Source organism: Streptomyces sp. NPDC006140, from assembly GCF_040628815.1.
In the GTDB taxonomy this organism is placed as follows: Bacteria; Actinomycetota; Actinomycetes; order Streptomycetales; family Streptomycetaceae; genus Streptomyces.
Genome location: NZ_JBEXTS010000001.1, coordinates 59,866 through 85,967 on the forward strand (window position 1 = coordinate 59,866; position 26,102 = coordinate 85,967).

The window sequence follows — 26,102 nt, forward strand, 5'->3', positions numbered from 1 at the left end:
GGCGGATGCCGCATGGAGGCGGGTGCCGAGGTTGATGCCGCATGCGGGCCGACATCGACGCTGGCGCCGACAGCGGTGCGGGGCCACGGGATGTCTCCCCGTGGCCCCGCGGTCGTCTCGTCGTCCGGTGTGTCAGTGCGGTGCGGTCGGGACCGCCGCCTCGGTGCGCTGGCCGGGCAGTTCCGCGGCCAGGCGTTCCGCCACCCGGACCCGGTGGTCCCGGGCCTTCGCGCACAGCGCCCGTACGGCCTCGCCGAACCGCTCCTGCGACGACGGCTCGGCCGGTCCCAGCAGGCGCAGCTTCAACGCGGCGCGCGCCTCGGCCAGCCCGTCCTTCTCCGGGTGCCGGACGGTCTCCAGCAGGTCCGGCACCCCGGCCGCGTCCGGCGTCAGCACCGTCGCCGCCGCCACCGTCGGGAACGCCGCGCGGAAGGCGTCCTCGGCCAGCCCGCTGGTGTTGGCGACCGCGTACGGCTTCCCGCTCGCCAGGAAGTCGCTGATCACGCTCGACACATCGCTGATCAGCAGGTCGGCCACGTTGAAGCAGGAGTACAGCGCGGGCCGGGCGTCCGTCACGACCTGGTGCTCACCCTCCGGCAGCGAGGCCCAGTACGCCTCCTCCCACGCCGCCGTCGCCCGCGCCACCGCCTCCGCGCGGCCCGGCTCCGGCGCCGACTGCACCAGCATCCGCTCCACGGTGTCGGCCCCGGCCCGGAAGACGGACGTGGTGAGCCGGTCCAGCTCGGCGGCGCGGGCGACCAGTTCCGCACCGGCCGGCGGACGCGCCTCCCCCCGCTCCCGGTTGGCCGCCCGGATCAGCTCCCGGATGCGCAGATCGGCGGCGCCCGCGCGCGGGTCCACCGACCCCGTCAGCGGATGCGGCTTGTACAGCAGCCGCACGCCCGGGTCGGCGAGCAGCGCCCGCACGAGGTTCTCACCGGCCTCCACGACCGAGGTGTTGCCGGGGTTGCCGTCCCAGCCCTCCCAGGTCGGCGCGTACAGCACGGTCGTCCACGCCCCCGCCGGCGGACCCGCGTACGGCGTCACGCCGTCCAGCTGCGGGCGGCCCGTCTCCACCACGTCCTTGTCCTCGACGCCCACCTCGGCCAGCGCGTACCGCTCGCGAGCCGCCGGGCCGGCCACCCACACCTCGTCGTACGCCTTCGCGTACGGGTTGCACGAGGACAGTTTGTCGCTCTCGCCGTGGTTGACGAAGGTGTGCTTGATCGTGGGGATGCGCAGCACCTGCGAGGTCTTGCCGGAGTTCGACGGGTGGATGAGGACCTGGAGCGTGGAGTGCTCCAGCCGCATCAGCGTGGACACCTTCGGCAGGCACACGATCGGGATGTCCGTCGCCGCGATCTTCTGCACCATGAACCGCTCGCGCAGCACGATGACCGGCCGGCCCTCCAGCTTGGCGAGCGGCTCCAGCCACATGTTCGCCTGGTAGGCCGAGGAGGCACCGCCGGAGAAGTACAGGCCGACGGTCGGCCGGTACGCGGCCAGCCACCCGTCGAACCACTCCAGCACCTCCTGCTCGCCGGCCGGACGGCGTCCCGGCAGCAGCCGGAGCAGCAGCGCGCCGAGGCCGGTGAGCGCGAGGGCGAGGGAGAGCGCGATGCCCGCCGCCGCGCACACCGGCCGGTCGCCCGGCACGGACGCCAGCAGCCCGGCCGTCGCCGGCAGGCCGAACACCAGCAGCCGGTGCCCGGGGCGGCGCAGCAGCACGGACGGGGCCGGGGACAGCCGCAGCGCCGAGGCGTCGATGTTCCGGGTGACCACCGGCAGGGTGCGGGTGCGGCGGACCAGCACGGAGACCGCCTGGATCGCGCAGTGCAGCACGTAGAACGCGAGCAGCCCGGCGACCAGCGGGGCGTACACCGTCTCCCGGTCCTGCTCGCCGAGCCGCAGCAGGGCCACGACCAGCAGCAGGTCCCGCAGGACGTGCCGCACGGTGATGTCCGCGTGCGACTTGGCGAACAGCGACAGCACACCGCGCTGCCACCGGTACAGGGCACCCTCGGTGGCCAGGGAGACGGCTGTCGCGGCGAGCAGCAGCGGGACGTGGGGCAGCAGCGCCGCGACCGCCTGGGCGGCGAACGCGGCGGCCAGGACGACGGCGACCAGCCCCTTCAACAGGGCCGGTGGGCGGGGGAGGGGTACGGGCACTGCGGTCTCCAGGAGCGTCGGGGCGGACCAGGTCGGCCGTCCGGGTTAACGCGCGGCGACCTCCTGACGACACGCGCGTGTCGTCGGGCCGATGAGGGCCACCGCGTCCCGTCGCGCTGGCGGGTGGTAGCGGAATATGACGTTCCTTTTCGTGGGCGGCCGGAATCGTCCGCGTCCCGCCCTGCTGTGACCCCGCCCGCACCGTCCGTAGCGTGGACCGGCTCGGCGTCGTATCCGCGCGTCCCGTAGATTTCCTGGTGAGGGAGCGGAACACAGCGAGGGGACGGACGGCGACGTGGCAGGGGCAAGGCAGGCCGTGGGCGAGGCCCGCAGGATCGTCGTCAAGGTCGGCTCCTCGTCGCTGACCACCGCCTCCGGCGGCCTGGACGCGGACCGCGTGGACGCGCTGGTCGACGTGCTCGCCAAGGTCCGCAGCGGCGGGGAGCGCGAGATCGTCCTGGTCTCCTCGGGCGCCATCGCCGCCGGTCTCGCCCCGCTGGGCCTGCGCCGCCGCCCCAAGGACCTGGCCCGCCAGCAGGCCGCCGCCAGCGTCGGCCAGGGCCTGCTGGTCGCCCGCTACACCGCCTCCTTCGCCCGCTACGGCGTCCGCGTCGGCCAGGTGCTGCTGACCTCCGACGACATGAGCCGCCGCGCCCACCACCGCAACGCCTCGCGCACGCTGGACAAGCTGCTCGCGATGGGCGCCTTCCCGATCGTCAACGAGAACGACACCGTCGCCACGGACGAGATCCGCTTCGGCGACAACGACCGTCTCGCCGCCCTGGTCGCCCACCTCGTCCACGCCGACCTGCTGGTCCTGCTCTCCGACGTGGACGGCGTCTACGACGGCGACCCGAGCAGGCCGGGCACCTCCCGCATCGCCGAGGTGCGCGACCCCTCCGACCTCGCGGACGTCGAGATCGGCAGCGCGGGCCGGGCCGGCGTCGGCACCGGCGGCATGGTCACCAAGGTCGAGGCCGCCCGCATCGCGGCCGCCGCCGGCGTCCCCGTCGTCCTCACCAGCGCCGTCCACGCGGCCGACGCCCTGACCGGCCAGGACACCGGCACCTACTTCCACCCCACCGGCAAGCGCTCCGCCGACCGGCTGCTGTGGCTCCAGCACGCCTCCACCCCGCAGGGCGCCCTGACCCTCGACGACGGCGCCGTCCAGGCCGTCGTGGAGCGCCGCAAGTCGCTGCTGCCGGCCGGCATCGCCGCCGTCGAGGGCGACTTCACCGCGGGCGACCCGGTCGAGCTGCGGGACGGCGCCGGGCACGCGGTGGCCCGCGGACTGGTCAACTTCGACGCCAAGGAGATCCCCCGGCTGATCGGCCGCTCGACCCGGGAACTGGCCCGCGAACTCGGACCCGCGTACGAACGCGAGGTCGTACACAGGGACGACCTGGTCCTCCTGCACCCGTAATGTGTCGAAACGTCCGCTCCCGGTGGTGGACGTTCCGCAAAACCGCCACGCGATCCCTTGCGGCCTGCTCAACTTTGTCTCAGGGAACTGTTCCGCAGCACCGCCGCTGAGCGAAGGAGGCCGTCGTGAGACGAGTGCGCCCTGGGGCCCCGGCGTCCCGTGGTGGTACCGGCTCCCGCGCGGCCGGTGAGGAGCGCGCCCTGACCAGTGTGGCGGCCGGGGACCGGTTCGAGGGCGAGGAACCCGCGGACACCCCGCGCCTGTGGCACGTCACCCTCAGCGTCTCCGGCAAGGAGGCCCCCCTCCCCGAGGTCCGGCGCGCCCTGGAGCAGCTCGCCCACGACCACCCCTTCCTCCTGACCAGCCGGTACGCCGTCGACCACGCGGAGATCCGCTACTGGGAGGAGGCCCGCGACCTGCACGACGCGGCCGCCGTCGCCCTGCGCCTGTGGGGCGAGCACCGGCAGACCGCCGGACTGCCGCCCTGGGAGATCGTCGGCCTGGAGGTCATCGACCGCGCGACCTACCACCAGCGCATCGCCGAGGGGTACGGGCCGCCGCCGGCGTCACCGGTAGGAATCCACCCGTTCTGAACCGGCCCGGCCGGTCTCGGGAAGTGTCTCGGGGTGTGGAACACGCCGTGAACGGACCCGCTCCGCGCACTACCCTTCCCTCATGACCACGCTTTCTCCGTACGACTCGATGTCCCCGGTCACCGAGGCCGCCTACCGCGCCAAGGCCGCCGCCGCGAGCCTCGCGCCGCTGCCGCGGGCCGAGAAGGACGACGCGCTGCTCGCCATCGCGGATGCGCTGGAGGTCCGTACGGGCGAGATCGTCGAGGCCAACGCCAAGGACGTCGCCAAGGCCCGCGAGGCCGGCATCAGCGAGGGCATGATCGACAGGCTCACGCTCACCCCCGAGCGGATCCGCGCCATCGCCTCCGACGTGCGCGACGTCGCCGCCCTGCCCGACCCGGTCGGCGAGGTCGTCCGCGGCTCCACGCTCCCCAACGGCATCGACCTGCGCCAGGTCCGTGTGCCGCTCGGCGTCGTCGGCATCATCTACGAGGGCCGGCCGAACGTCACCGTCGACGCCGCCGCCCTCTGCCTGAAGTCCGGCAACGCGGTCCTGCTGCGCGGCTCCTCCTCGGCCTACCAGTCCAACACGGCCCTCGTGCGCGTCCTGCGCGACGCCGTGGGCGGCGCCGGGCTGCCCGCCGACGCCGTCCAGCTCGTCCCCGGCGAGAGCCGCGACAGCGTCCGCGAGCTGATGCGCGCCCGCGGCCTGGTCGACGTCCTCATCCCGCGCGGCGGCGCCTCCCTGATCAACACGGTCGTCCAGGAGTCGGTCGTCCCGGTCATCGAGACCGGCACCGGCAACTGCCACGTCTACGTCGACGCCCAGGCCGACCTCGACATGGCCGTCGAGATCCTGATCAACTCCAAGGCCCAGCGGGTCGGCGTCTGCAACGCCGCCGAGACCCTCCTGGTCCACCAGGACATCGCCGCCGAGTTCCTGCCCCGCGCCCTGGACGCCCTCGCGGAGGCCGGGGTCACCGTGCACGCCGACGAGCGCGTGCAGGCCTACGCCAAGGACTCCAAGGCCACCGTCGTCGAGGCGACGGCCGAGGACTGGGAGACGGAGTACCTGTCGTACGACATCGCCGCGGCCGTGGTCGACTCCCTGGACAAGGCCGTCGAGCACATCCGGCTGTGGACCTCCGGCCACACCGAGGCCATCGTGACGACCTCCCAGCAGGCCGCCCGCCGCTTCACCCAACTGGTCGACTCGACCACGGTCGCCGTCAACGCCTCCACCCGCTTCACCGACGGCGGCCAGTTCGGCTTCGGCGCCGAGATCGGCATCTCCACGCAGAAGCTGCACGCCCGCGGCCCGATGGGCCTGCCGGAACTGACCAGCACGAAGTACATCGTGACCGGGGACGGCCACGTACGGCGCTGAGCCCCCTCCGGCGTCCGGCGGCGCGGAGGTATGCCGAACGGCGCAGGTACGTGCGGCAGGCGCGGGCCCGCCGGGCGCGCGCCGTCGCCGCCCCGCGGAAGCCGTCTCAACCGGCGGATGAATTTCCATACCGTCTGCCCAAAATGACCCCCCAGGTCTACTCTGGATCCGTGCCGGAGGACGTGGGGGGCACGCCGTTTCCCGACGGCTGGGAGCCCGACGACGACCACGACCGCGGGGTGTCGGACGAAGAGTTCGCCTCCGTGGTCTTCGACGAGGCCTTCGTACGCGCGGCCGTGGTGCACGAGCCGACCGCCGTGGAGCGCCTCCTGGCCGCGGCACAGGCGAGAGCCGAGGCCTCCGAGGCGGAGGCCCGCCGCGCCCGCACCAGAGGCGAGCGGTACGACGACGGGTACGGCCCGGACGGCCACCGCGATTTCGGCCATGATCCCGACCTCGACGAGTTCGACGACTCCGACGTCCTCGAGGACCACTACGGGGGCACGGGGCCGTACTCCAAACAGGTCCGCTGGCACCGGCCGGTCGCCTGGGTGCTCGCCCTCGTGATGGGTATCGGCATGGTCGCCCTGGCCTTCACGGCGGTCTACCGGGGCGCCTCCTCCCAGCGCGAGGAGCCCGCCCCGCCGCCCGCCTCGACCGGGGTGGAACAGGGCAGCGGGGCCACGCCCTCCGCGTCCGCCGACTACTCCCAGCCGGCCGTCCCGGTGATCCCCCGCACCCCCTGACCGGAACCCGCCCGTGTTGGTGAGAACCTGTCAGAACTTGTGGCCCAGCCCGGCGTTTACCCGGGCTTCCGGCGACCTACCCTGAAGATATGGGCGGGCCTGGAGACCCACCTGAGGGGACACCCGAGGGCGCTCCCGGAGGTGGAGAGGACGAGTACCGATCCGTCGTCTTCGACGAGTCGTTCGTCCGTGCTGCCCGTCTTCAGGAGTTCTCCGCGCAGGAGCGCATGGCCGACCACGCCCCCGCAGTGCGCCGCCGCCCGCCCCTGCGCCGGGGCCTGTCCCGGCAGGCACTGGTCCTGGTCCTGCTGATCGCCATCGCCTTCGGCACCGCGATCTACATGGGCGTACGGCACCCCTACCAGGCCCCCACCGCCGCGGAGCCCGTCGAGCCGCTGCGGATGACCGTCATCCCGCTCGCCCCCGAGGGCAAGGTGCCCGGTACGGCCGATCTGGCGTACCTGTACGAGCGCAGCCCGGCCGCGCAGTTCAAGACCGGCGCGGAGGGCGTGCCGCTGCCCGCCTCGCGGCGCACCGCGCACTTCTCCGACAGCCAGGTCGTGGCCGCCCTGACCACGGCCAAGGACTACATCGTCCGCTCGGCCCTCGACCCCGAGGTGCTCACGGGCGGTGAGGTCCGGGCCGTCCGGGTCCTGCTCGCCGCGGACCAGCTGGACCAGTTCGACCAGAGCTTCGCCCGGCCCACCGCGGACGGACGCCACGCGCCCACCGGCTGGCTCGTCCGCTTCGACCCCTCCCGGGCCGAGCTGGCGGACCGCAGGGTCCGGGTCCAGGGCACGCTGCAGGCCGCCGAGGCCGACTCGTCGACGCTCGAGGTGACCGCGGACCACACGTTCGTGTACGCGCTGCGGCCGGCCGGGGCCGGTGACAAGGCCGAGGCGTCCCTGTTCACCGTCCGGCGCGAGCTGCACTTCCGCTTCGACCGCGACGACCTGCGCCTGCACCAGGCCCAGCTCGTCGTCTCCTACGTCCAGGCCGGCCCGCTGTCCTGCGCCGAGGACTCCACGAACCACCTCCGCCCCCTCCTCGCCGGCCAGACGGCCAAGGAGGGCGGCCCCGCGGGCACGGATCCCTACGCGACGGGCAGCGCCACGGCCCTGTGCGGCTCGTTGGCGACGAGCGCGCAGCCGAAGGTCTGAGCAGCCGGGACTCCGGGGCCCCGCGGACGCCCGCGACCGGCGCCCGCGGCGGACGCTTGTCACAGACGCCACGCCCGCGGCAGACGCTTGTCCAAGACGCCTGCGGCAGGCGCCTCAGCTGTCGTCGCGCGGCGGCCGGTCGTCCCCCGGGGTGTCCGACGAACCCGGTGTCTCCGGGCCACGGGGCGGCTTCTGGGAGGTCGGACCGGTGAAGCCGCCGAAGCCGCGGCGGACCCGGTCGCCCAGGTCGCCGGCGCCGCCCGCGAGGTCCGTGACCAGCTTCATCAGCGGGTCCTTGGAGTTCTTCACATGGGTCGTGTAGTGGTTCGCCGACTCCCGCCAGGAGTCCCGGACCGAGGTGTCCTGGTCCTCGTCGCGGCGCGGGTAGTGCCCGTCCATGATCCGCTGGTAGTCCCGCGACTCGGCCCACTTCTTCAGCTCGGCCGCCCGCACCGTGGTGAACGGGTGGGAGCGGGGCAGCACGTTCAGGATCTTCAGCACGGAGTCGCGCAGGTCGCCGCCCGCCTCGTACTCCTCGGCCTGCGCGAGGAACGCGTCCACGTTCATCTGGTGCAGGTGGTTGCCGCCCGCGATCTTCATCAGGCCGCGCATGGACGCCCGCAGGTCCTGCCCCACCAGCAGCCCCGCGCGGTCCGCCGACAGCTCCGACTTGCGGAACCACTCGCGCAGCCCGGTCACGATCGCCATGATCGCGAGATTGCCCAGCGGGATCCAGGCGACCCGGACGGCGAGGCTGGTCAGGAACAGCAGGATGGTCCGGTACACCGAGTGGCCGGACAGCGCGTGCCCCACCTCGTGGCCGACGACCGCCCGCATCTCCTCCTCGTCGAGCAGCTCGACGAGCCCGGTGGTGACGACGATGATCGGCTCGTCCAGGCCGATGCACATCGCGTTCGGCTGCGGGTCCTGGGTGACGTACATCGGCGGGACCTTCTCCAGGTCCAGGATGTAGCAGGCGTCGCGCAGCATCACGTTCAGGTGCGAGAACTGCTGGTCCGAGACCCGTACCGAGTCGGACAGGAACAGCAGCCGCAGACTGCGCTCGGGGAGCAGGCCGCTGAGCGCCTTGAACACCGTGTCGAAACCGCTCAGCTTGCGCAGGGCCACCAGGGCGGAGCGGTCGGCCGGGTGCTCGTACGTACGCGAGGAGATTCCGGGGAAGCGCCTGCGCTGCCTGCTGGGCACATGCTCGTGCCCGTTGTGCTCGTGGCCGTCGGACATGTCTTCCCCCATGTGCGTCTGTGTGACCTTTACGGCCCCTTGTGCGGCCTTTTGCTTCCCCGAGGCTGAGCCCAGCCTAGGCGGAGTTACGGTGGTCGGGCAGTACAGCGAAGGGAACCACCGCCATGGAGCACCACCCCGCCGCCTGGGTCGCCGAGGCCGCCGGCGCAGCCGACCAGCAAGGGGGGCCGGGGTTCCTGCGGATCGTGCTCGTCGTGATGTTCGTGGGCTGTGCGCTGACCGCGTGGTTCCTGCTGCGTGGCTACAGACGGAAGGACGACTGAGGCGACGCGAAGGTTCCCCGCCGGGCCCCGGGACCGGGTCAGGCGGCAGCGCGTGCGGCTCCCGCGGCCTCCCGCGGCACGAAGAGGCGGAGTCGGGGTGATCGCGGGTGAGGCGCCCGCTTACGATGAGCCGACGTCTTTAACCCGCCCACACGCGATAGGTCCTGCCGAAGATGAGCTTCCACAGCACCGCTGCCCAGTTGGTCACCCTCGCCGCCGAGGGCGAGGAGCACGGCGGTAACCACGAGAGCCTCAGCCCCTACCTCACCGGTGGCGCCGCCCTCTTCATCCTGCTGCTCCTGCTGTGGATCACCACCCGCTTCAACCGCGACCGCTGAGCCCGGCGGGGCGCCCCCGCGCGGGTGCCCCGGGGACCACGGGGGCGGCCGGAGCCCTCAGGCGGGGCCGGTAGGGTCTGCACGCATGGGAGAGCAGGACATGCCTACCGGTCCGGCGAACGAGACGCCGCACGACCCGGCACAGGACACGGCGAGCGGCACCGAGCGACACTCGGAGCCCCGCCGTGCCGCCACGGCGCCTCGCCAGATCGACGGCCCCGGCAAGAGCCCGTCGCGGCCGGGCAAGCGCCGCCTCGGTGTCATGGGCGGCACCTTCGACCCGATCCACCACGGGCACCTGGTGGCGGCCAGCGAGGTCGCCGCGGCGTTCCACCTCGACGAGGTGGTCTTCGTCCCGACCGGCCAGCCCTGGCAGAAGAGCCACCGCAGCGTCTCCCCGGCCGAGGACCGCTACCTGATGACGGTCATCGCGACCGCCGAGAACCCGCAGTTCTCCGTGAGCCGCATCGACATCGACCGCGGCGGCCCCACCTACACCGTGGACACGCTGCGCGACCTGCGCGCGCTCAACCCCGACACGGACCTCTTCTTCATCACCGGCGCCGACGCCCTCGCCCAGATCCTCACCTGGCGGGACTCGGCGGAGCTGTTCTCCCTCGCGCACTTCATCGGGGTGACCCGGCCGGGCCACCACCTCGACGACACCGGACTTCCCGAGGGCGGCGTCTCGCTCGTGGAGGTCCCCGCCCTCGCCATCTCCTCCACGGACTGCCGTGCGAGAGTCGCCAAGGGCGATCCCATCTGGTACCTGGTGCCGGACGGTGTCGTGCGCTATATCGACAAGCGCGAGCTGTACCGCGGCGAGTGAGCCGAGAGGGGCACCGGTGAACGACCGATACGACCCGGGGTACGGGGGCGACCAGTACGAGGTCGTCGGCTACGACGAGTACGGCCGGCCTGTCTACCAGCAGGTCCAGGCCCAGCAGACCCAGCAGTCCCAGCAGCAGGCGTACGACCCGTACGCCCAGCAGGGACAGCAGGGGCAGCAGCACCAGCAGGGTTACGGCTACGATCCGTACGGCACGGCCGGGCAGCAGCCCCCGCCGGCGTACGACTACGGCACCGGCCCGCAGCAGCCCGGCCCCGCCCACGGCTACGACCCCTACGGCTCCGCGCAGGGCACCGGCCACGACCCCTACGGGCACGCCACGGCCGGCGCCGGCGCGCAGTCCCGCGTCGCCGAGCAGACCGCACAGCAGACGGCTCAGCAGACCGCCCACATCCCGCAGCAGGCCGGCCCGGCGGAGGGCGAGCAGACGCCCGACCGGGAGTACCACACCGAGCAGTTCGCCTTCGTCGAGGAGCCGGACGGCGACTCCGAGGACGTCATCGACTGGCTGAAGTTCACCGAGAACCGCACCGAGCGCCGCGAGGAGGCCCGGCGCCGCGCCCGCAGCCGGGTCATCGCCCTGGTCGTCGTCCTCGCGCTCGTCGCGGTCGGCGGCGTCGGCTACCTCTGGTACGCCGGGAAGCTGCCCGGCCTGTCCTCCGGCGACTCCGCGACGGGCACCACGACCGCCACGGGCGCCCAGAAACGCGACGTGATCGTCGTCCACCTGCACGACACCAAGAGCGGCGGCACCGCCACGGCCCTCCTCGTCGACAACACCACCACCAAGCGGGGCACCACCGTCCTGCTGCCCAATTCGCTCGCCCTGACCAGCGACGACGGCTCCACCACGACGCTCGCCAAGTCGGTCGAGGACGACGGCTCCGACGGCACCCGCGACGCGCTCGACACGGTCCTCGGCACCGACATCCAGGGCACCTGGCGCCTGGACACCCCCTACCTGCAGAACCTCGTCGACCTCGTCGGCAACATCGACGTCGACACCGACACCGACGTGCCCGACCCGGGCGCCAAGAAGAAGGGCGCGGCCCCCCTGGTCAACAAGGGCCAGGACCAGACCCTCAGCGGCAAGATGGCCGTCGCCTACGCCACCTACCGCGCCCCCGGCGAGACGGAGAACGCCCAGCTGGAGCGCTTCGGGCAGGTCCTGCAGGGTGTGCTGCGCAAGCTGTCCTCCGACCCGCAGGCCGCGACGACCACGATCCAGACGCTTCAGCAGATCCTCGATCCGTCCCTCACCGACAAGGACCTCGGCACCTTCCTCGCCAGGCTCTCCGACCTCGCCAAGGGCGGCGACTACAAGACGGACCTGCTGCCCGTCCAGAGCGACGGCACGCTCAGCGCCGGGACCGGCGCGGGGATCGTCAAGAACGTCCTCGGCGGCACCGCCAAGAGCCCCGACAAGGACGCCGCCGTCAGCGTCTCCGTCCAGAACGCCACCGGCGTCAAGGACAACACCGGCAAGGCCCGCGTCGTGCTCCTCAACGGCGGCTTCACCCTCCTGGAGGGCGGCACGGCCGCCGCCCGGGCCACGTCCGAGGTCGTCTACGGCGACGCGGCCGACAAGGCGAACGCCGTCGAGGTCGCCAAGACCCTCGGCCTGCCCACGAGCTCCGTCACCAAGGGCCGGCTCCCGGGCAGCGCCGACGTCTCCGTGGTCCTCGGCCAGGACTACAAGCCCTCGTCCGACTAGTCGGCAGGGGAGTGCTCCCCACGTGATCCCCGTAATCGCGTGGGGGGCGCACGGCGGTCCGTGAGACCCTGGGGGGCAAGTGACCGCCGATCGAAAGCCTTGTAGTGACCGTGACCGACCGCTCCCAGGAGCTCATCAGCACCGCCGCCCAGGCGGCCGCCGACAAGCTGGCGCACGACGTCGTCGCCTACGACGTCAGTGACGTGCTGTCCATCACCGACGCCTTCCTGCTGGCCTCCGCGCCCAACGACCGCCAGGTCAAGGCGATCGTCGACGAGATCGAGGAGCGCCTCTCGAAGGAACTCGGCGCCAAGCCGGTGCGCCGCGAGGGCGACCGCGAGGCCCGCTGGGTCCTGCTCGACTACGTCGACATCGTCGTCCACGTCCAGCACAGCGAGGAGCGCGTCTTCTACGCCCTGGAGCGGCTGTGGAAGGACTGCCCCGAGCTCGAGCTGCCCGAGGACGCCAAGGCCACCCGCGGCAAGGCCGAGGAGCACGCCAAGCTGCAGGCGGCCGAGGAGGAGGCGGAACTGGACGGTGACTGGCGGTGAGCGCTTTCAGTGAGGCCGGCAAGCCGGGCCGGGGCCGCCGCATCATCCTCTGGCGGCACGGCCAGACCTCGTGGAACGTGGAGCGCCGCTTCCAGGGCACCACGGACGTCGAGCTGACCGAGACCGGCGTCGCCCAGGCCCGCCGCGCCGCCCGGCTGCTGGCCTCCCTGAAGCCGGACGCGATCATCGCCTCCGACCTGAAGCGGGCCGCGCTCACGGCCGCCGAGCTCGCCACGCTCACCGGCCTCGACGTCACCCACGACGAGGCGCTGCGCGAGACGTACGCGGGCGTCTGGCAGGGCCTGACGCACGAGGAGATCATCGCCCGGCACGGCGACGAGTACGCCGCCTGGAAGCGCGGCGAGCCCGTGCGCCGGGGCGGTGGCGAACTGGAGACCGAGGTCGCCGACCGCGCCGCCCCCGTGGTGCTCAGGCACGCCGAGAAGCTCCCCGAGGGCGGCACGCTCGTCGTGGCGAGCCACGGCGGCACCATCCGCACCACCATCGGCCGCCTCCTGGGTCTCGACCCCCACAACTGGGAGAGCCTCGGCGGACTCTCCAACTGCTGCTGGTCCGTCCTCGGCGAAGGCGCCCGCGGCTGGCGGCTGCTGGAGCACAACGCCGGCACGCTGCCGGAACCGGTACTCGGTGACGACGACTGACCCCGGATTTCACTTTCCGGCAGGTCGCAGGCTAAAGTTCTTCTTGTTCGCCCGGCCCGCCGGGAGAACGCGAGGGGCTATAGCTCAGTTGGTAGAGCGCCTGCATGGCATGCAGGAGGTCAGGAGTTCAATTCTCCTTAGCTCCACGTCAAGATCCCGTTCCCGTTCAGGGGGCGGGATTTTTCGTGCCCCGCGTTGAGTCACCGGGCCCGCTGAGGCGTATACCTCTACGGTCGCGACGCGTGCCGTGTCCGGACTGGTACTGAGGCGTCGCTGACCGTATTGGTCCGGCCGTGGCAGAATCAAACGGCCGGAAGGGGGCGCGGCCCGACGGGAGGGAGTAGCGATGCCTGCGAGCATCCTCGAGGAGGTCGACCACCTCCTCGGAGCAGCATTGACACGGGACATGTCCACCCGCCTCAGCTGCCCTTCCTGCGGTTCCGCGCACGTGGCCCAGATGCTCGGCGACAACGGCGGGATCTCCTACGTGTGCACGGCCTGCGGCCACAGCTGGAGCTGATCGATGGGTGCACACAGGCGGAAGTGCGACTGGTGCGGCAGCGGGACTCCGATCGTCCGCGACATGGAACCGATCAACCCCGACTACCAGTACTGGTGCGAGGAGTGCGCGCGGGCGCTGATCATAAAAGGCGACCCGATCGAGACGTACCGCGAGCTGGAGGGCGAGCCGATCTACGGCCGGCTCCTGGAGGAGCACTGCACGCTCAAACGGTTCTACTCGTTCGTGACGGCCTGACGGCTCGACGGCTGGAGGGGCGGCAAAACGGTCATATCGGGCAAGGGAAAACCGATTTGGTGTTGGGCCCGATGGACCAGTAATGTTGGCGTCGCCGCCAGGGAAACCGGGCGGAGCGCAACAAGGGGCTATAGCTCAGTTGGTAGAGCGCCTGCATGGCATGCAGGAGGTCAGGAGTTCAATTCTCCTTAGCTCCACAGCAGATGAAGAAGGCGGGCCATCCGATCGGATGGCCCGCCTTCTTGTGTGCGCCGCTCGGATACGCGTACGGCGGGCTCCCCGAGGGGAACCCGCCATACGTCTGCTACGTCTGCTCAGCGGCCCAGGGCGCGGCGGCCGCGACCCGGGGAGAGCACCGGGAGGTTGCGGGAGGGAGCGCCCTGCCCGCGCGTGTCCTCCTCGATGCGCAGGGCCAGTGCCGGGCAGCGGCGCACCGCGCGTAGAGCCTTGGCCTCGGCGTACCGCGGCACCTGCGCCTGCGCCACCGTCGGGAAGCCGTCGGCGCCCAGCTGGAACACCTCGGGGAGGATGTCGGCGCACAGGCCGTGGCCCCGGCACAGCGTCCAGTCGACGTAGATCTTCTGGCGGCTCGGGCCGTTCTCCTCGGACTCGCCGCCGCCCGGGATGCCCGTAGGGGCCCTGCCGCCCTCGAAGAGCGGCAGAACGCCCTCCACGCGCCGTCCGCAGCCGTTGCCGAGGACGTGGGCCGCCAGGTCGTCCGTGAACGCCTTGATGGTCGACTCCAGGAACATCGCGGAGCCGTCCGGGTGCGAGCAGGCGCCGCGCCGCTTCACGTTCTTGGCGACCTGCTTGAGCGCCTCCAGGGCGGCCGGTCCGCCGCCGTTGAGGATGTCCTCCAGGCCGCGCGCGGCGGCCGGCAGGCCGAGGTAGCAGGGCCCGCACTGGCCCGCGCTCTCCTCGGCCAGCCACTGGGCGACCCGCAGCGACTCGCCCAGCGGGCAGGTGTCCTGACTGATCGGCAGGATCGCGCCGGCGCCCAGCGAGCCCCCCACCGCGTCCAGGGAGTTGCGGGAGACGATCGCCTCGTTGACCGTCGCCGCGTCGATCCACTTGCCGTGGTAGCCGCCGGTGAGCACGCCCTGCGGCACCGGCGGCGCGCCGGCCAGCTGCAGGACGTAGCGCAGCGGCACGCCCGTCGGGACCTCGATCACCATGGGGCGCGCGACCGCCCCGGAGACCGTGAGCATGACCGTGCCCGGCTCGTCGTACAGGCCGGTGTTGCCGTAGCGCTCCGGGCCGATGCGGGCGGCGATCGCCAGCTGGGCGAAGGTCTCGGCGTTGGACAGCAGCGTGGGAGCGCCGCCGACGCCGTTCTGCGAGGCGCTGACCTTGCGGCCGGGCGGGACCGCGGGGCCGCCGTCGATCGAGCGGATCAGCGACGCGGCGGCGCCGGTGACCATGCGGACCGGGTTGCGCTGCACGCGCGCGCGGAGCGCCGAACGCCGGCCGTTGCTGAGGCCGCGTTCGGCGAGGGCGGCCTCCATGGAGCGCTGTGTGGACTCACGGGTGACCCCCACCACGAGCGTGCGGGCACCCAGGGCCTCGGCGCACAGCAGGGCGCCGTCCAGGATGAGGTGCGGGGCACGGTTGATCAGCACCGTGTCCTTGCGGCAGGCCGGTTCGTCCTCGCTGCCGTTCACGACGACGACCGGCCGGACGCCGCGCTTGATCGCCGCTTCGGCGACCGAGCGCAGCTTCTTGTGGAAGGGGAAGCCCGCGCCGCCGCGGCCCTTCAGGTTGATGCGTTCGGCGAGCTGCGCGAGCTGCTCGCCGCCCATCGGCTCGAGCGGCCCGTGCACCTTCAGATGCATGGGCAGATCGAGCCGATCGACAAGGTCGAAGCCCGACGTGAGCTGGGGAAGACCGACCACGCGGACTTCGGGTACGTCGGGCAGGGCCTCGTTCACTTAAAGCCTCCGGAAGGCGTGTTCCAAGGTTCGCCCGATCCCGGTGCGTCGAAGTCGTAGGACGCACCGGGCAGTGTTTCAGTGGCGGGACCGCTGTTGTACGTGTCGTTCGGGTAATACGTGTCCTGGACGGCGTTCGTCTCACCCGTGTCGTACACGTCACTCGATCCATAGCCGGAGGCGCCTGGATTGCCATAGGCCGGGATGCTTTGTCCGGTGTCCTGCAGGGGGTCGTAGGGCGGGATGTTGAAGCCCGTGTCATGGAGCGGGTCGTAGGCCGACGGCGGGGCCTCGCCGACCGGCGGCGGGGACGGGATCGGCCAGTTGCCGGAGGTGCTGGAGGGGCCGTCCATGGTCGGGATGGTCTGCGTGGGCTGCAGGTCCAGCGGCAGTTCCATGCTGGTGGTCGGCCCCGGCGCGTAGGCCTGTTCCCGTGGCGGGCCCGAGACGGCCCGGTAGGCCGCGGCGAAGCCGCTCGTGGACTCCTGGGGCGAGGGGCGCTCTGCCCTCTCGTACAGCGGCCCGGACGCGGTCGCCGCCGCTCCCGCGCGGCCCTCCCGGCCCTCGTAGCCGGGCAGTGCGAAGCCGGCGCTCGCGCGCGCCCGGCTCTCCTCCAGGTCTCTGCGGCCCTGGCCGTCCCCGGGCCCGATGAGCGCGGCGATCTTGTCGGCCACCTTGCGCTTGACCGGGCGCGGGGCCGCGCGCAGGGCGAGGGCCGCGGCCACGCCGACCAGGGACAGGCAGTACAGGATCACGAAGATCGGCTTCGCCGCGCGACCCGCGTAGAGGCCGTGCACGAGGGCGGCGCACCAGGCCGGGTAGGCCAGCATGTGCATGGCCCGCCAGCGGGCCGCGACCGGCGCGGGGGAGGCGAAGCGGTTGCGGAGCACGCCGGTGACGCCCACGAAGATCATGAGCATGCCCGCCAGGGTGCCCAGGCCGATCAGGAACGACCTGCCCGCGACCAGCTCCTCGTCGGTGAACAGCAGCCCGAAGGGGATCACCGCGGCGACCCACGAGGTGTGGGACAGGGCCAGCTTCACCCCGATGTGCACCAGCAGGAAGGCGATCGAGGCGACGGCCGTGGTCCGGTGCACGGCCTGCGCCAGGATGCGCCGGCGCGCGTCGAGCAGGATCCGGTCCTGGGCGACCAGGCCCCAGATCACCGAGCTGGTCAGGCACACGAGGGACAGCACGCCCGCGCCGAAGTTGAGGAACTCGGCGAAGGAGTCGTCTGCCGTGGAGTCGTTGGGGTTCACGACCTGCCTCCCCACATCCCGGCGACCGGGGGGAGTGAGGGGGTACTGCGATGAGGGTTCATGGGGGCAACTCCGAGCGGTTCGGGAAAGCGGTCCCGCTGCCGCACTCTAAGCGGAGCCATACCGATGGGTACGAGGTTTGAGTTATTGCGTTGTTATCAAAGGACAATGTGGTTGTTGTGATGTCCCTTAGCGACTGTTACGCGAAGTAACTTTTGACCCTGGTTCAGCTTTTCGGCACCGAGACGGCCCACCGGAAGCGCGTCGCGACGCGCTGGGGGCCTGCGGTACCCTAGCGCCATGCGTGCCGTACGCCTTCTGCTTAGCGGGCCGCGCTGATCAGTCCCGGCCACCGGACGAGTCGAGTGGCCGGAATCGGCGCGGCGTCCCCTCCTGTGCGAGGGGATTTTTCGTTTCTCGAACCACCCAGCCGCAGGCAGAGACGATCGATGGAGCTTTGAGGATCATGAGCGAGACGAACCCCGCCGCCACCTCCGAGGTGGCGGCGCCGCACCGCTACACGGCCGCTCTGGCCGCCGAGATCGAGGCACGCTGGCAGGACTTCTGGGACGCCGACGGCACCTACGCCGCGCCCAACCCCAAGGGCGACCTGGCGGGCGACCGGGAGATCGTCGCCCGGCCCAAGAAGTTCATCATGGACATGTTCCCGTACCCCTCGGGTGCGGGCCTGCACGTCGGCCACCCCCTGGGGTACATCGCCACGGACGTCTTCGCCCGCTTCCAGCGGATGACCGGCCACAACGTCCTGCACACCCTGGGCTTCGACGCCTTCGGCCTGCCCGCCGAGCAGTACGCGGTGCAGACCGGCACGCACCCGCGCGTGTCCACCGAAGCCAACATGGAGAACATGAAGTCCCAGCTGCGCCGGCTGGGCCTGGGCCACGACAAGCGCCGGTCGTTCGCCACGATCGACCCGGACTACTACAAGTGGACCCAGTGGATCTTCCTGCAGATCTTCAACTCCTGGTACGACCACGACGCCCGCCGGGCCCGGCCGATCGCCGAGCTGGTCGCCGAGTTCGAGTCCGGTGAGCGGCCCGTTCCGGGGCACACGCGCGCGTGGAGCGAGCTGAGCGCCGCCGAGAAGGCCGACGTCCTGGGAGAGTTCCGGCTGGCCTACGCCTCCGACGCGCCGGTCAACTGGTGCCCCGGGCTGGGCACCGTCCTGGCCAACGAGGAGGTCACCGCCGAGGGCCGCTCCGAGCGCGGCAACTTCCCGGTCTTCAAGGCCAAGCTGCGCCAGTGGAACATGCGCATCACGGCCTACGCCGACCGGCTGCTGGAGGACCTGGAGGAGCTGGACTGGCCCGAGGCCATCAAGCTGCAGCAGCGCAACTGGATCGGCCGCTCCGAGGGCGCCCGGGTCGACTTCCCGATCGACGGCGAGCGCATCACCGTCTTCACCACCCGCCCGGACACCCTGTTCGGCGCCACCTACATGGTGCTGGCGCCCGAGCACCCGCTGGTCGAGAAGTTCACCCCTGCCGCCTGGCCCGAGGGCACGCACGACGTCTGGACCGGCGGTCACGCGACCCCGGGCGAGGCCGTCGCCGCCTACCGCGCCCAGGCCGCCTCCAAGTCCGACGTGGAGCGCCAGGCCGAGGCCAAGGACAAGACCGGCGTCTTCATCGGCGCGTACGCCACCAACCCGGTCAACGGCGAGCAGGTACCGGTCTTCATCGCCGACTACGTCCTGATGGGCTACGGCACCGGCGCGATCATGGCCGTCCCGGTCGGCGACCAGCGCGACTTCGAGTTCGCCCGCGCCTTCGAGCTGCCGATCACCTGCATCGTCGAGCCGACCGACGGCCGCGGCACGGACACCTCCACCTGGGAGAACGCCTTCTCGTCGTACGACGCGAAGATCATCAACTCGTCGAACGACGAGGTCAGCCTGGACGGCCTGGGCGTCGTCGAGGCCAAGGCGCGCATCACCGAATGGCTGGAAAACAAGGGCGTCGGCGAGGGCACCGTCAACTTCCGGCTGCGCGACTGGCTGTTCAGCCGCCAGCGCTACTGGGGCGAGCCCTTCCCGATCGTCTACGACGAGGACGGCATCGCCCACGCGCTGCCCGAGTCGATGCTGCCGCTGGAGCTGCCCGAGGTCGAGGACTACTCGCCGCGCACCTTCGACCCGGACGACGCCGACACCCAGCCCGAGACGCCGCTGTCGCGCAACGAGGACTGGGTCAACGTCACGCTGGACCTGGGCGACGGCCCGAAGAAGTACCGGCGTGAGACCAACACCATGCCCAACTGGGCCGGTTCCTGCTGGTACGAGCTGCGCTACCTGGACCCGCACAACGATTCCCGGCTGGTGGACCCCGAGGTCGAGCGCTACTGGATGGGCCCGCGCGAGGGCCAGCCGCACGGCGGTGTCGACCTGTACGTCGGCGGCGCCGAGCACGCCGTGCTGCACCTGCTGTACGCCCGCTTCTGGTCCAAGGTCCTGTACGACCTGGGGCACGTCTCCTCGGCCGAGCCGTTCCACAAGCTGTTCAACCAGGGCATGATCCAGGCCTACGTCTACCGCGACAGCCGTGGCATCGCGGTGCCGGCCGCCGAGGTGGAGGAGCGCGACGGCGCCTACTGGTACCAGGGCGAGAAGGTCTCCCGGCTGCTGGGCAAGATGGGCAAGTCCCTGAAGAACGCCGTCACGCCTGACGAGATCTGCGCCGAGTACGGGGCCGACACGCTGCGCCTGTACGAGATGGCGATGGGCCCGCTGGACGTCTCCCGGCCGTGGGACACGCGCGCGGTGGTCGGCCAGTTCCGGCTGCTGCAGCGGCTGTGGCGCAACATCGTCGACGAGGCGACCGGCGAGGTGACCGTCGTCGACGCCGAGCCGGACGAGGACACGCTGCGCGCCCTGCACAAGGCGATCGACGGGGTGCGCGGGGACCTGGAGGGCATGCGGTTCAACACCGCCATCGCCAAGGTCACCGAGCTGAACAACCACCTGACCAAGGCGGGCGGGGCCGTGCCGCGCTCCGTCGCCGAGCCGCTGGTGCTGATGGTCGCGCCGCTGGCCCCGCACATCGCCGAGGAGCTGTGGCGCAAGCTGGGGCACACCGACTCGGTCGTCCACCAGGACTTCCCGGTCGCCGACCCGCAGTACGTCGTCGACGAGACCGTGACCTGCGTCGTGCAGATCAAGGGCAAGGTCAAGGCGCGGCTGGAGGTCCCGCCGTCGATCTCCGAGGACGAGCTGGAGAAGGTCGCGCTGGCGGACGAGAAGGTCGTCGCCGCGCTGGGCGGCGCCGGGATCCGGAAGGTGATCGTGCGTGCGCCCAAGCTGGTGAACATCGTTCCGGCGTAGTCGCGAGGGGCAGCCCGGCGCAGACGCGAGGGGCAGTGGACCACTCTCGGGGTGGTCCCCTACGGGCAGGTTCGGGGTCTTTCTGGAACTCCGGACCTGCCTGTTGCGTTTACCGTTGAAGAGCGACGTGAGGTGTCACGCGACATCCCGAGGAGGAGCCGGTGGAAGCAGTGATCGCAGTATTCGCCCTGCTCTTCGTGCTCTTTCTCGGGCTCGGCGTCTACGCGACCGTGAAGGTGGTCGGTGCCGCCAAGCGCGGTGTGGACCGCGGCATCACCCAGGCCCGCCGCACGGTCGAGGACCACACGCTGCGCGCCAAGTCCTTCGCCCAGCCCGGCGCCGCGGGCGAACTGGCCCAGCTCCGGCTCAAGCTGCGCACGTCGATGCGGGCCACGCAGGACGCGCTGCACGCGGCCGTCGCCGAGGACGCGTCCCTGAAGGAGTCCCTGGGCCTCTTCGAACGCCTCAGCGCGCACGGACACGAGCTGGACGACGAGCTCAAGCGCCTGGAGTCCGAGCCGGACCGCACCGCGCTCGCCGAGCGGCTGCCCGAACTGCGCGAGCGCACCGAGCGCATCACGCGCTCCGCGGACTCGCTGCGCTGGGCGGCCCGCGACCGCGCCCGCCGCTTCGCCGAGGACGACCTGGACACGCTCAGCGCGCAGATCGACGTGGAGGCCGGTGCGCTGCGGCACTGGGCGACGCCGGAGGAGTCCCGGACCGCTGCCCCGCCGCCCTGGCCCGAGGCACCCGCCGCCGATGCCGCCACGGCCGGGCAGACCTGGCCGGAGACCCCCCAGTCGAGCCCGGCGCCCGAGTCGACACGGCCCGCCATCACCCCGCCGGGGCCGCGTCCCACCTACCCCTGGCAGAAGAAACCCCGCCCCGAGAGCACCACTTGATCCGGCCACGCGCGGCGCGGGGCCGAGGGGCCGGGCTGCCGCGCGGGCACTACGGCAGGTAACCTCCAGCTCATGTCCCGCCATGTCGCGATCGTCACCGATTCAACGGCCTACCTGCCGGCCCGGACGATGGAGCGTCACGGCATCACAGCGGTGCCCCTGACCGTGGTCCTCGGCGACCGCGCACTTGAAGAGGGCACCGAGATCTCGACCCGCGCCCTCGCCCAGGCTTTGCAGAAGCGGCGCCCGGTGACGACCTCGCGGCCCAGCCCCGCCGTCTTCGAGGAGACGTACCGCAAGGTCGCCGAGTCCGGTGCCACCGGCATCGTCTCCCTCCACCTCTCCGCCGAGCTCTCCGGCACGTACGACGCGGCCGTCGTCGCCGCGCGGCAGGCGCCGGTGCCGGTGCGGGTGGTGGACACCGGCATGATCGCGATGGCGCTCGGGTTCTGCGCGCTCTCCGCCGCGCAGGCCGCGGAGTCGGGCGGCACGGTGGACGAGGCCGTGACAGCCGCGGAGAAGAGGGCCGCGGGCACGTCCGCCTACTTCTACGTCGACACCCTCGACTACCTGCGCCGGGGCGGCCGGATCGGTGCCGCGCAGGCCCTGCTGGGCTCGGCGCTCGCGGTGAAGCCGCTGCTGCAACTGGCCGACGGCCGTATCGAGCCGCTGGAGAAGGTGCGGACCGCGTCCAAGGCGATCGCCCGGCTGGAGGAGATCGCGGCCGACCGGGCCGGCAGCGCCCAGGTCGATGTCGCCGTCCACCATCTCGCCGCCCCGGACCGGGCGTCGGCCCTCGCCGACCGGCTGCGGGCCCGGGTGTCCGGGCTGGCCGATCTCCATGTCAGCGAGGTCGGAGCGGTGATCGGGGCGCATACGGGACCCGGGCTGCTGGGCGTGGTGGTTTCGCCGCGGTGAACGTTGCTGCGGGGCTCCGGTCACCCGTGTGAGGGACGGAGTTTTCCACAACCGGTGGATTGTCCCGGGGAATTGACCAAGATCATCGCGGGTGGGCCGAGGTGGCCGATCCTCGTCGCATGGCACTTCGATCACGTTCACGCACAGCGACTGCGACCAGTGGGCCGGGCCGTGCGCCCGCGTCCGACGGCCGTGTCCGTCATCGCCGGCTCGGTGCACGCGGGCGGGCGCGGCAGCGGCGCGCCTCGGCGGAGGAACTCCGCAGGCGCGCCGAGGTGTTGTTCGGCGATCAAGCCGAGCCGATCGATCAAGCCGAGCCGATCGAACGGGCACAGCCGATCGAACGGGCACAGCCGGTCGAACGGGCCGAGCCGGTCGATCACGCCGAGCCGGTCGGACGGGCCGAGCCGGTCGAACGGGCCGGGGAGCGGCGGGAGTCGGGGCAGGGGCCGCCGCCCGCTTCCGGGGCTTTCGGCGGGGCACGGCGCGAAGCGGCTGCCCGGCCCGATGGGGAGCCCGTCGCCCTGCCGGTCGCGGCAGAGGGCGAGGCCGGCCGTGCCGAGGAGGGGGCTTGGCGGGAGCGGGCCGGGCTCGCGCTGCGGGAGCGTCTGCCGCTGTGGTTGCAGGCGCGGTGCGGCCTGGAGCGGCGGAGCGTGCTCGCCCTGACGGTGGTGCTGGTCGCCGCCGCGGCGTTTGCCGTGCAGCACTTCTGGGCCGGGCGGACCCAGTCCGTGCGGCCGCCCGAGGTGGTGCGTGCGGCGGCGCCGTACGGGCAGCGGGAGGAGAGCGGGCAGGCCGGGGAGAGGCGTGCGCCCGGTGCGTCCGGGGCGGCTGCTGCCGGGCCGGTGAAGGCGGGGGCGGCCGAGATCGTCGTGGACGTCGGCGGCAAGGTCCGTGAGCCCGGCATCCACCGGCTGCCGGCCGGCTCCCGTGTCGCGGACGCGCTGAGCGCGGCGGGCGGGGTGAAGCCCGGCACGGACACCGACGGTCTCAACCGCGCCCGGTTCCTCGTGGACGGCGAGCAGGTGATCGTCGGCGGCCCGGCTCCGGCCGCGGGGGCAGGGGCGGGCGGTGCGCCCGTCGGCGGCCCGGCCGGTGCGGCGGCGGGCGGCGCGATGCCGGCGGCGCCGGTCTCCCTCAACACGGCCACCCTCGACCAGCTCGACACGCTGCCGGGCGTCGGCCCGGTCCTGGCGCAGCACATCATCGACTACCGCACGCAGCACGGCGGCTTCCGCTCCGTGGACGAGCTGCGCGAGGTGAACGGCATCGGCGACCGCCGCTTCGCCGACCTGCGGAACCTCGTACGGCCATGAGGGGCGCCCTCGACATGCCGGAGCGGCCGGGCGGGGTCGCGCCTGACGCCCGCCCCTCCCGGTCGTCCGTGCACGCCTCCTCCGGCCACCGGCTCGGCATCGCCCGGCCGCGCCAGGAAGGACCCACGGACCTGCGGCTCGTCCCACCCGCCCTCGCGGCCTGGGGCACGGCGGCGCTGGTGCTGGGCGTGCCGGGCGGGTGGGGCGTGGGGATCGCGGCCGGCTGTCTCGTCGCCGCCGGGCTGCTGTGGTCGGCCCGGCGCGGTGCGCGGGCGTCCTGGCCGCGGGCGTCGGCCGCCGCCGTGCTGCTGTGCGTCGCCGCGGCTGCCGCCTCGGCCGGGCTGCACGGGGCGGATCTGCGCCGGGGGCCCGTGCCGGGCCTGGCGCGGCAGTACGCGACGGTGACCGCCGAGGTCGAGCTCACCTCCGACCCCCGGCTCACCCGGCCCAGGGTCCGGGGCGACCATGTCGCTCCGACCGCCGTGCTGATCGACGCCGAGGTGCGGCGCGTCCACGAGACGGGCGGCGCGACGACGGTGACGCGGACGCCGGTGCTGATGATCGTCGACGTGGGCCCGTCCGCTCCTGGCCGGGTGGCCGGCGGGCCGGTGCGCTCGGCGTGGCTCGGGCTGTTGCCGTCGACGCGGTTGCGGGTCGGTGCGCGGCTGGCGCCCGCGATGACGGGCGGTGACCGGGTCGCGGCCGTGCTGCGGGTGCGGGGCGAGGGCCGACCGGAGGTGGTGGGAGAGCCCTCGGCGGCTCAGCGGCTCGCCGGACGGCTGCGCGCCGGGCTGCGGGAGGCGACCGACGGCCTGCCGGCGGACGCCCGGGCGCTGCTGCCGGGGCTGGTCGTGGGGGACACCTCGCGGATCACCCCGGAGCTGGAGGAGGCCTTCAAGGAGACCGACCTCACGCACACACTCGCCGTGAGTGGAGCCAACTTCACGATTCTGCTCGCCCTCCTGCTCGGGCCGCCGGGCCTGGCGCAGCGGGCGGAGCGGCGGGGGCTCGCTCCTCGCCTCGGCATCTCCCTGCGGGGGACCGCGGTGCTCGGGGGCGTGCTCTCACTCGGGTTCGTCGTGGTGTGCCGGCCGGATCCGAGCGTGCTGCGGGCCGCGGCCTGCGGAGCCGTCGCGCTGCTCGCCGTCGCGACCGGCCGCCGGAGATCCCTGATCCCGGCCCTGGCGACGGCGGTCCTGCTGCTGGTGCTCTACGACCCGTGGCTGGCGCGGAGTTACGGCTTCCTGCTGTCCGTCGTGGCCACCGGCGCTCTGCTCACCCTCGCGCCGCGCTGGAGCGCCGGACTGCGGCGGCGCGGGGTGCCGCCCCGGCTCGCCGAGGCACTGGCCGCGGCTGCCGCCGCGCAGGCCCTGTGCGCGCCCGTCGTCGCCGTGCTGTCGGCGCGGGTGAGTCTGGTGGCGGTGCCGTGCAATCTGCTCGTGGAGTTCGCGATCGCGCCGGCCACCGTGCTGGGCTTCGCCGCGCTGGCCACGGCACCGGTGGGGATGCCGGCCGCCAAGGCCCTGGCGTGGTGCGGGCAGTGGCCCGCCGAGTGGATCGCCGAGGTCGCCCGGACCGGGGCCGCGCTGCCGGGCGGAGGAGTGGACTGGCCGGGCAGCTGGGCGGGCGCGGCGCTGCTCGCCGCCGTGACCCTGGTCGTGCTGCTCGTCGGACGGCGGCTGCTCCGGCATCCCTGGTGGTGCGGGGTGTGCGCCGTGCTGCTGGTGCTGGTGGTGGTGCAGCCGCCGCCGCTGACCAGGGTGGTCACGGGCTGGCCGCCGCCGGGCTGGCGGCTGGTGATGTGCGACGTGGGGCAGGGCGACGCCCTGGTGCTCGCGGCGGGCGGGGGCTCGGGGGTGGTGGTGGACGCGGGCCCCGATCCACAACGCGTCGACCACTGCCTGCGCTCCCTCGGCATCACCAGCATCCCGCTGGTCGTGCTCACCCACTTCCACGCCGATCACGTGGCGGGCCTGCCCGGGGTGCTGCGGGGACGGGCGGTGGGCGCGATCGAGACGACCGGCTTCGAAGAGCCCGCCGAGCAGGCCGCGTTCGTACGGAGGACGGCGGCGGCCCGGCGGGTTCCGGTGACGCGGGCGGCGGTGGGGGAGCAGCGGCGTACGGGGCGGCTGTCCTGGCAGGTGGTGTGGCCGCCCCCGAGCCCGCCCCCGGACGCACCGCCGGGCATGCTCCCGGCCCACCCGGCGCCGGAGGGGCCGAACGACGCCAGTGTCGCCATGCTGGTCCGCTCGGGCGGGCTGCGCCTGCTGCTCCTCGGGGACCTCGAACCCCCGGCCCAGCGGGCGCTGGCCAGGTCACCGGCGGCGGAGGCGCTGGACGGCGTGGACGTACTGAAGGTCGCCCACCACGGCTCGGCGTATCAAGATCCCGGCCTCATACGCCGGGCGGCCCCGCGGCTGGCGCTCATCAGTTGCGGCGAAGACAACCCCTACGGCCATCCGGCGCCCGGCACGGTCGCGGCGTTGCGGGCCGGGGGCGCGGCGGTGCTGCGGACCGACCGGGACGGCGCGCTGGCGGTCGTAGGAGAGGGCGGGGAGCTGAGCGTGGCGCGAGACTGAGG

22 protein-coding genes and 2 tRNA genes are annotated in these 26,102 nt (G+C 72.7%); 20 read left to right on the forward strand and 4 right to left on the reverse strand.

Annotated elements, in window-relative coordinates:
• Positions 1-132: 132 nt before the first annotated feature.
• On the reverse strand, positions 133-2,169 hold the full coding sequence (locus tag ABZ386_RS00225) for a hypothetical protein (RefSeq protein WP_358962691.1): 2,037 nt from the start codon (positions 2,167-2,169) through the stop codon (positions 133-135).
• 316 nt (positions 2,170-2,485) lie between these two features.
• Here ABZ386_RS00225 and proB point away from each other — a divergent pair, with 316 nt between their 5' ends.
• The 5 genes from proB to ABZ386_RS00250 all read left to right on the forward strand — a co-directional run bounded on the left by proB (position 2,486) and on the right by ABZ386_RS00250 (position 7,460).
• The gene (gene proB, locus ABZ386_RS00230; RefSeq protein ID WP_114252435.1) at positions 2,486-3,592 is read left to right on the forward strand and encodes a glutamate 5-kinase; all 1,107 of its coding nucleotides are present in this window, start codon (positions 2,486-2,488) and stop codon (positions 3,590-3,592) included.
• 134 nt (positions 3,593-3,726) lie between these two features.
• The gene (locus ABZ386_RS00235; protein WP_114252433.1) at positions 3,727-4,185 is read left to right on the forward strand and encodes a hypothetical protein; all 459 of its coding nucleotides are present in this window, start codon (positions 3,727-3,729) and stop codon (positions 4,183-4,185) included.
• An 82-nt stretch (positions 4,186-4,267) separates the two neighbouring features.
• Positions 4,268-5,554: a glutamate-5-semialdehyde dehydrogenase gene (locus ABZ386_RS00240; RefSeq protein WP_356499375.1), complete on the forward strand. Its 1,287-nt coding sequence runs from the start codon at positions 4,268-4,270 to the stop codon at positions 5,552-5,554.
• Between the two features lie 143 nt (positions 5,555-5,697).
• Positions 5,698-6,300, forward strand: coding sequence for a hypothetical protein (locus tag ABZ386_RS00245; protein WP_351346151.1), 603 nt, complete (start codon positions 5,698-5,700; stop codon positions 6,298-6,300).
• Positions 6,301-6,389: 89 nt separating this feature from the next.
• On the forward strand, positions 6,390-7,460 hold the full coding sequence (locus tag ABZ386_RS00250) for a hypothetical protein (protein ID WP_351346153.1): 1,071 nt from the start codon (positions 6,390-6,392) through the stop codon (positions 7,458-7,460).
• 114 nt (positions 7,461-7,574) lie between these two features.
• Here ABZ386_RS00250 and ABZ386_RS00255 read toward each other — a convergent pair whose 3' ends face one another.
• A complete protein-coding gene (locus ABZ386_RS00255; protein ID WP_351346323.1) occupies positions 7,575-8,702 on the reverse strand; it encodes a M48 family metallopeptidase in 1,128 nt (375 codons plus the stop codon).
• Positions 8,703-8,827: 125 nt separating this feature from the next.
• Between ABZ386_RS00255 and ABZ386_RS00260 the strand changes: the two genes are divergently transcribed.
• From ABZ386_RS00260 to ABZ386_RS00305, 10 genes are all read left to right on the forward strand, one after another.
• On the forward strand, positions 8,828-8,986 hold the full coding sequence (locus ABZ386_RS00260) for a hypothetical protein (protein ID WP_198678153.1): 159 nt from the start codon (positions 8,828-8,830) through the stop codon (positions 8,984-8,986).
• Positions 8,987-9,159: 173 nt separating this feature from the next.
• Positions 9,160-9,324: a hypothetical protein gene (locus ABZ386_RS00265; protein ID WP_094057638.1), complete on the forward strand. Its 165-nt coding sequence runs from the start codon at positions 9,160-9,162 to the stop codon at positions 9,322-9,324.
• Between the two features lie 85 nt (positions 9,325-9,409).
• Complete coding sequence (nadD, locus tag ABZ386_RS00270) at positions 9,410-10,153, forward strand: nicotinate-nucleotide adenylyltransferase (protein WP_355715876.1); 744 nt, start codon at positions 9,410-9,412, stop codon at positions 10,151-10,153.
• A 16-nt stretch (positions 10,154-10,169) separates the two neighbouring features.
• A complete protein-coding gene (locus ABZ386_RS00275; protein WP_358962695.1) occupies positions 10,170-11,888 on the forward strand; it encodes an LCP family protein in 1,719 nt (572 codons plus the stop codon).
• Between the two features lie 104 nt (positions 11,889-11,992).
• A complete protein-coding gene (gene rsfS / locus ABZ386_RS00280) occupies positions 11,993-12,439 on the forward strand; it encodes a ribosome silencing factor (protein ID WP_358962698.1) in 447 nt (148 codons plus the stop codon).
• Positions 12,436-13,101: a histidine phosphatase family protein gene (locus ABZ386_RS00285; protein ID WP_351346162.1), complete on the forward strand. Its 666-nt coding sequence runs from the start codon at positions 12,436-12,438 to the stop codon at positions 13,099-13,101. The genes rsfS and ABZ386_RS00285 overlap by 4 nt, the downstream gene beginning before the upstream one ends.
• A 73-nt stretch (positions 13,102-13,174) precedes the next feature.
• Positions 13,175-13,247, forward strand: a tRNA-Ala gene (locus tag ABZ386_RS00290).
• Positions 13,248-13,447: 200 nt separating this feature from the next.
• The gene (locus ABZ386_RS00295) at positions 13,448-13,621 is read left to right on the forward strand and encodes a hypothetical protein (RefSeq protein ID WP_114252414.1); all 174 of its coding nucleotides are present in this window, start codon (positions 13,448-13,450) and stop codon (positions 13,619-13,621) included.
• A 3-nt stretch (positions 13,622-13,624) separates the two neighbouring features.
• The gene (locus tag ABZ386_RS00300) at positions 13,625-13,858 is read left to right on the forward strand and encodes a hypothetical protein (protein ID WP_006136074.1); all 234 of its coding nucleotides are present in this window, start codon (positions 13,625-13,627) and stop codon (positions 13,856-13,858) included.
• A gap of 124 nt (positions 13,859-13,982) precedes the next feature.
• Positions 13,983-14,055: transfer RNA gene (locus ABZ386_RS00305), tRNA-Ala, on the forward strand.
• Between the two features lie 117 nt (positions 14,056-14,172).
• Here the strand turns inward: ABZ386_RS00305 and ABZ386_RS00310 are convergent.
• Positions 14,173-15,786 carry an NADH-quinone oxidoreductase subunit NuoF family protein gene (locus ABZ386_RS00310; protein WP_114252412.1) on the reverse strand — a complete coding sequence of 538 codons (1,614 nt, stop codon included), beginning with the start codon at positions 15,784-15,786 and terminating at the stop codon, positions 14,173-14,175.
• On the reverse strand, positions 15,783-17,045 hold the full coding sequence (locus ABZ386_RS00315) for a ferric reductase-like transmembrane domain-containing protein (protein WP_358962701.1): 1,263 nt from the start codon (positions 17,043-17,045) through the stop codon (positions 15,783-15,785). The genes ABZ386_RS00310 and ABZ386_RS00315 overlap by 4 nt, the downstream gene beginning before the upstream one ends.
• A gap of 466 nt (positions 17,046-17,511) precedes the next feature.
• On the opposite strand from ABZ386_RS00315, the gene leuS reads away from it, so the two are divergent.
• The 5 genes from leuS (at position 17,512) to ABZ386_RS00340 (ending at position 26,100) form a co-directional block, all read left to right on the forward strand.
• A complete protein-coding gene (gene leuS / locus ABZ386_RS00320) occupies positions 17,512-20,385 on the forward strand; it encodes a leucine--tRNA ligase (protein WP_358962704.1) in 2,874 nt (957 codons plus the stop codon).
• Positions 20,386-20,546: 161 nt separating this feature from the next.
• Positions 20,547-21,287, forward strand: coding sequence for a hypothetical protein (locus ABZ386_RS00325; protein WP_358962707.1), 741 nt, complete (start codon positions 20,547-20,549; stop codon positions 21,285-21,287).
• A 72-nt stretch (positions 21,288-21,359) separates the two neighbouring features.
• Complete coding sequence (locus ABZ386_RS00330; protein ID WP_114252404.1) at positions 21,360-22,205, forward strand: DegV family protein; 846 nt, start codon at positions 21,360-21,362, stop codon at positions 22,203-22,205.
• Positions 22,206-22,324: 119 nt separating this feature from the next.
• Complete coding sequence (locus tag ABZ386_RS00335; protein WP_356499385.1) at positions 22,325-23,521, forward strand: helix-hairpin-helix domain-containing protein; 1,197 nt, start codon at positions 22,325-22,327, stop codon at positions 23,519-23,521.
• Between the two features lie 14 nt (positions 23,522-23,535).
• Entirely contained in the window at positions 23,536-26,100 is a 2,565-nt protein-coding gene (locus ABZ386_RS00340; RefSeq protein WP_356499715.1) for a ComEC/Rec2 family competence protein, read from the forward strand.
• The last annotated feature ends 2 nt before the right edge of the window (positions 26,101-26,102 follow it).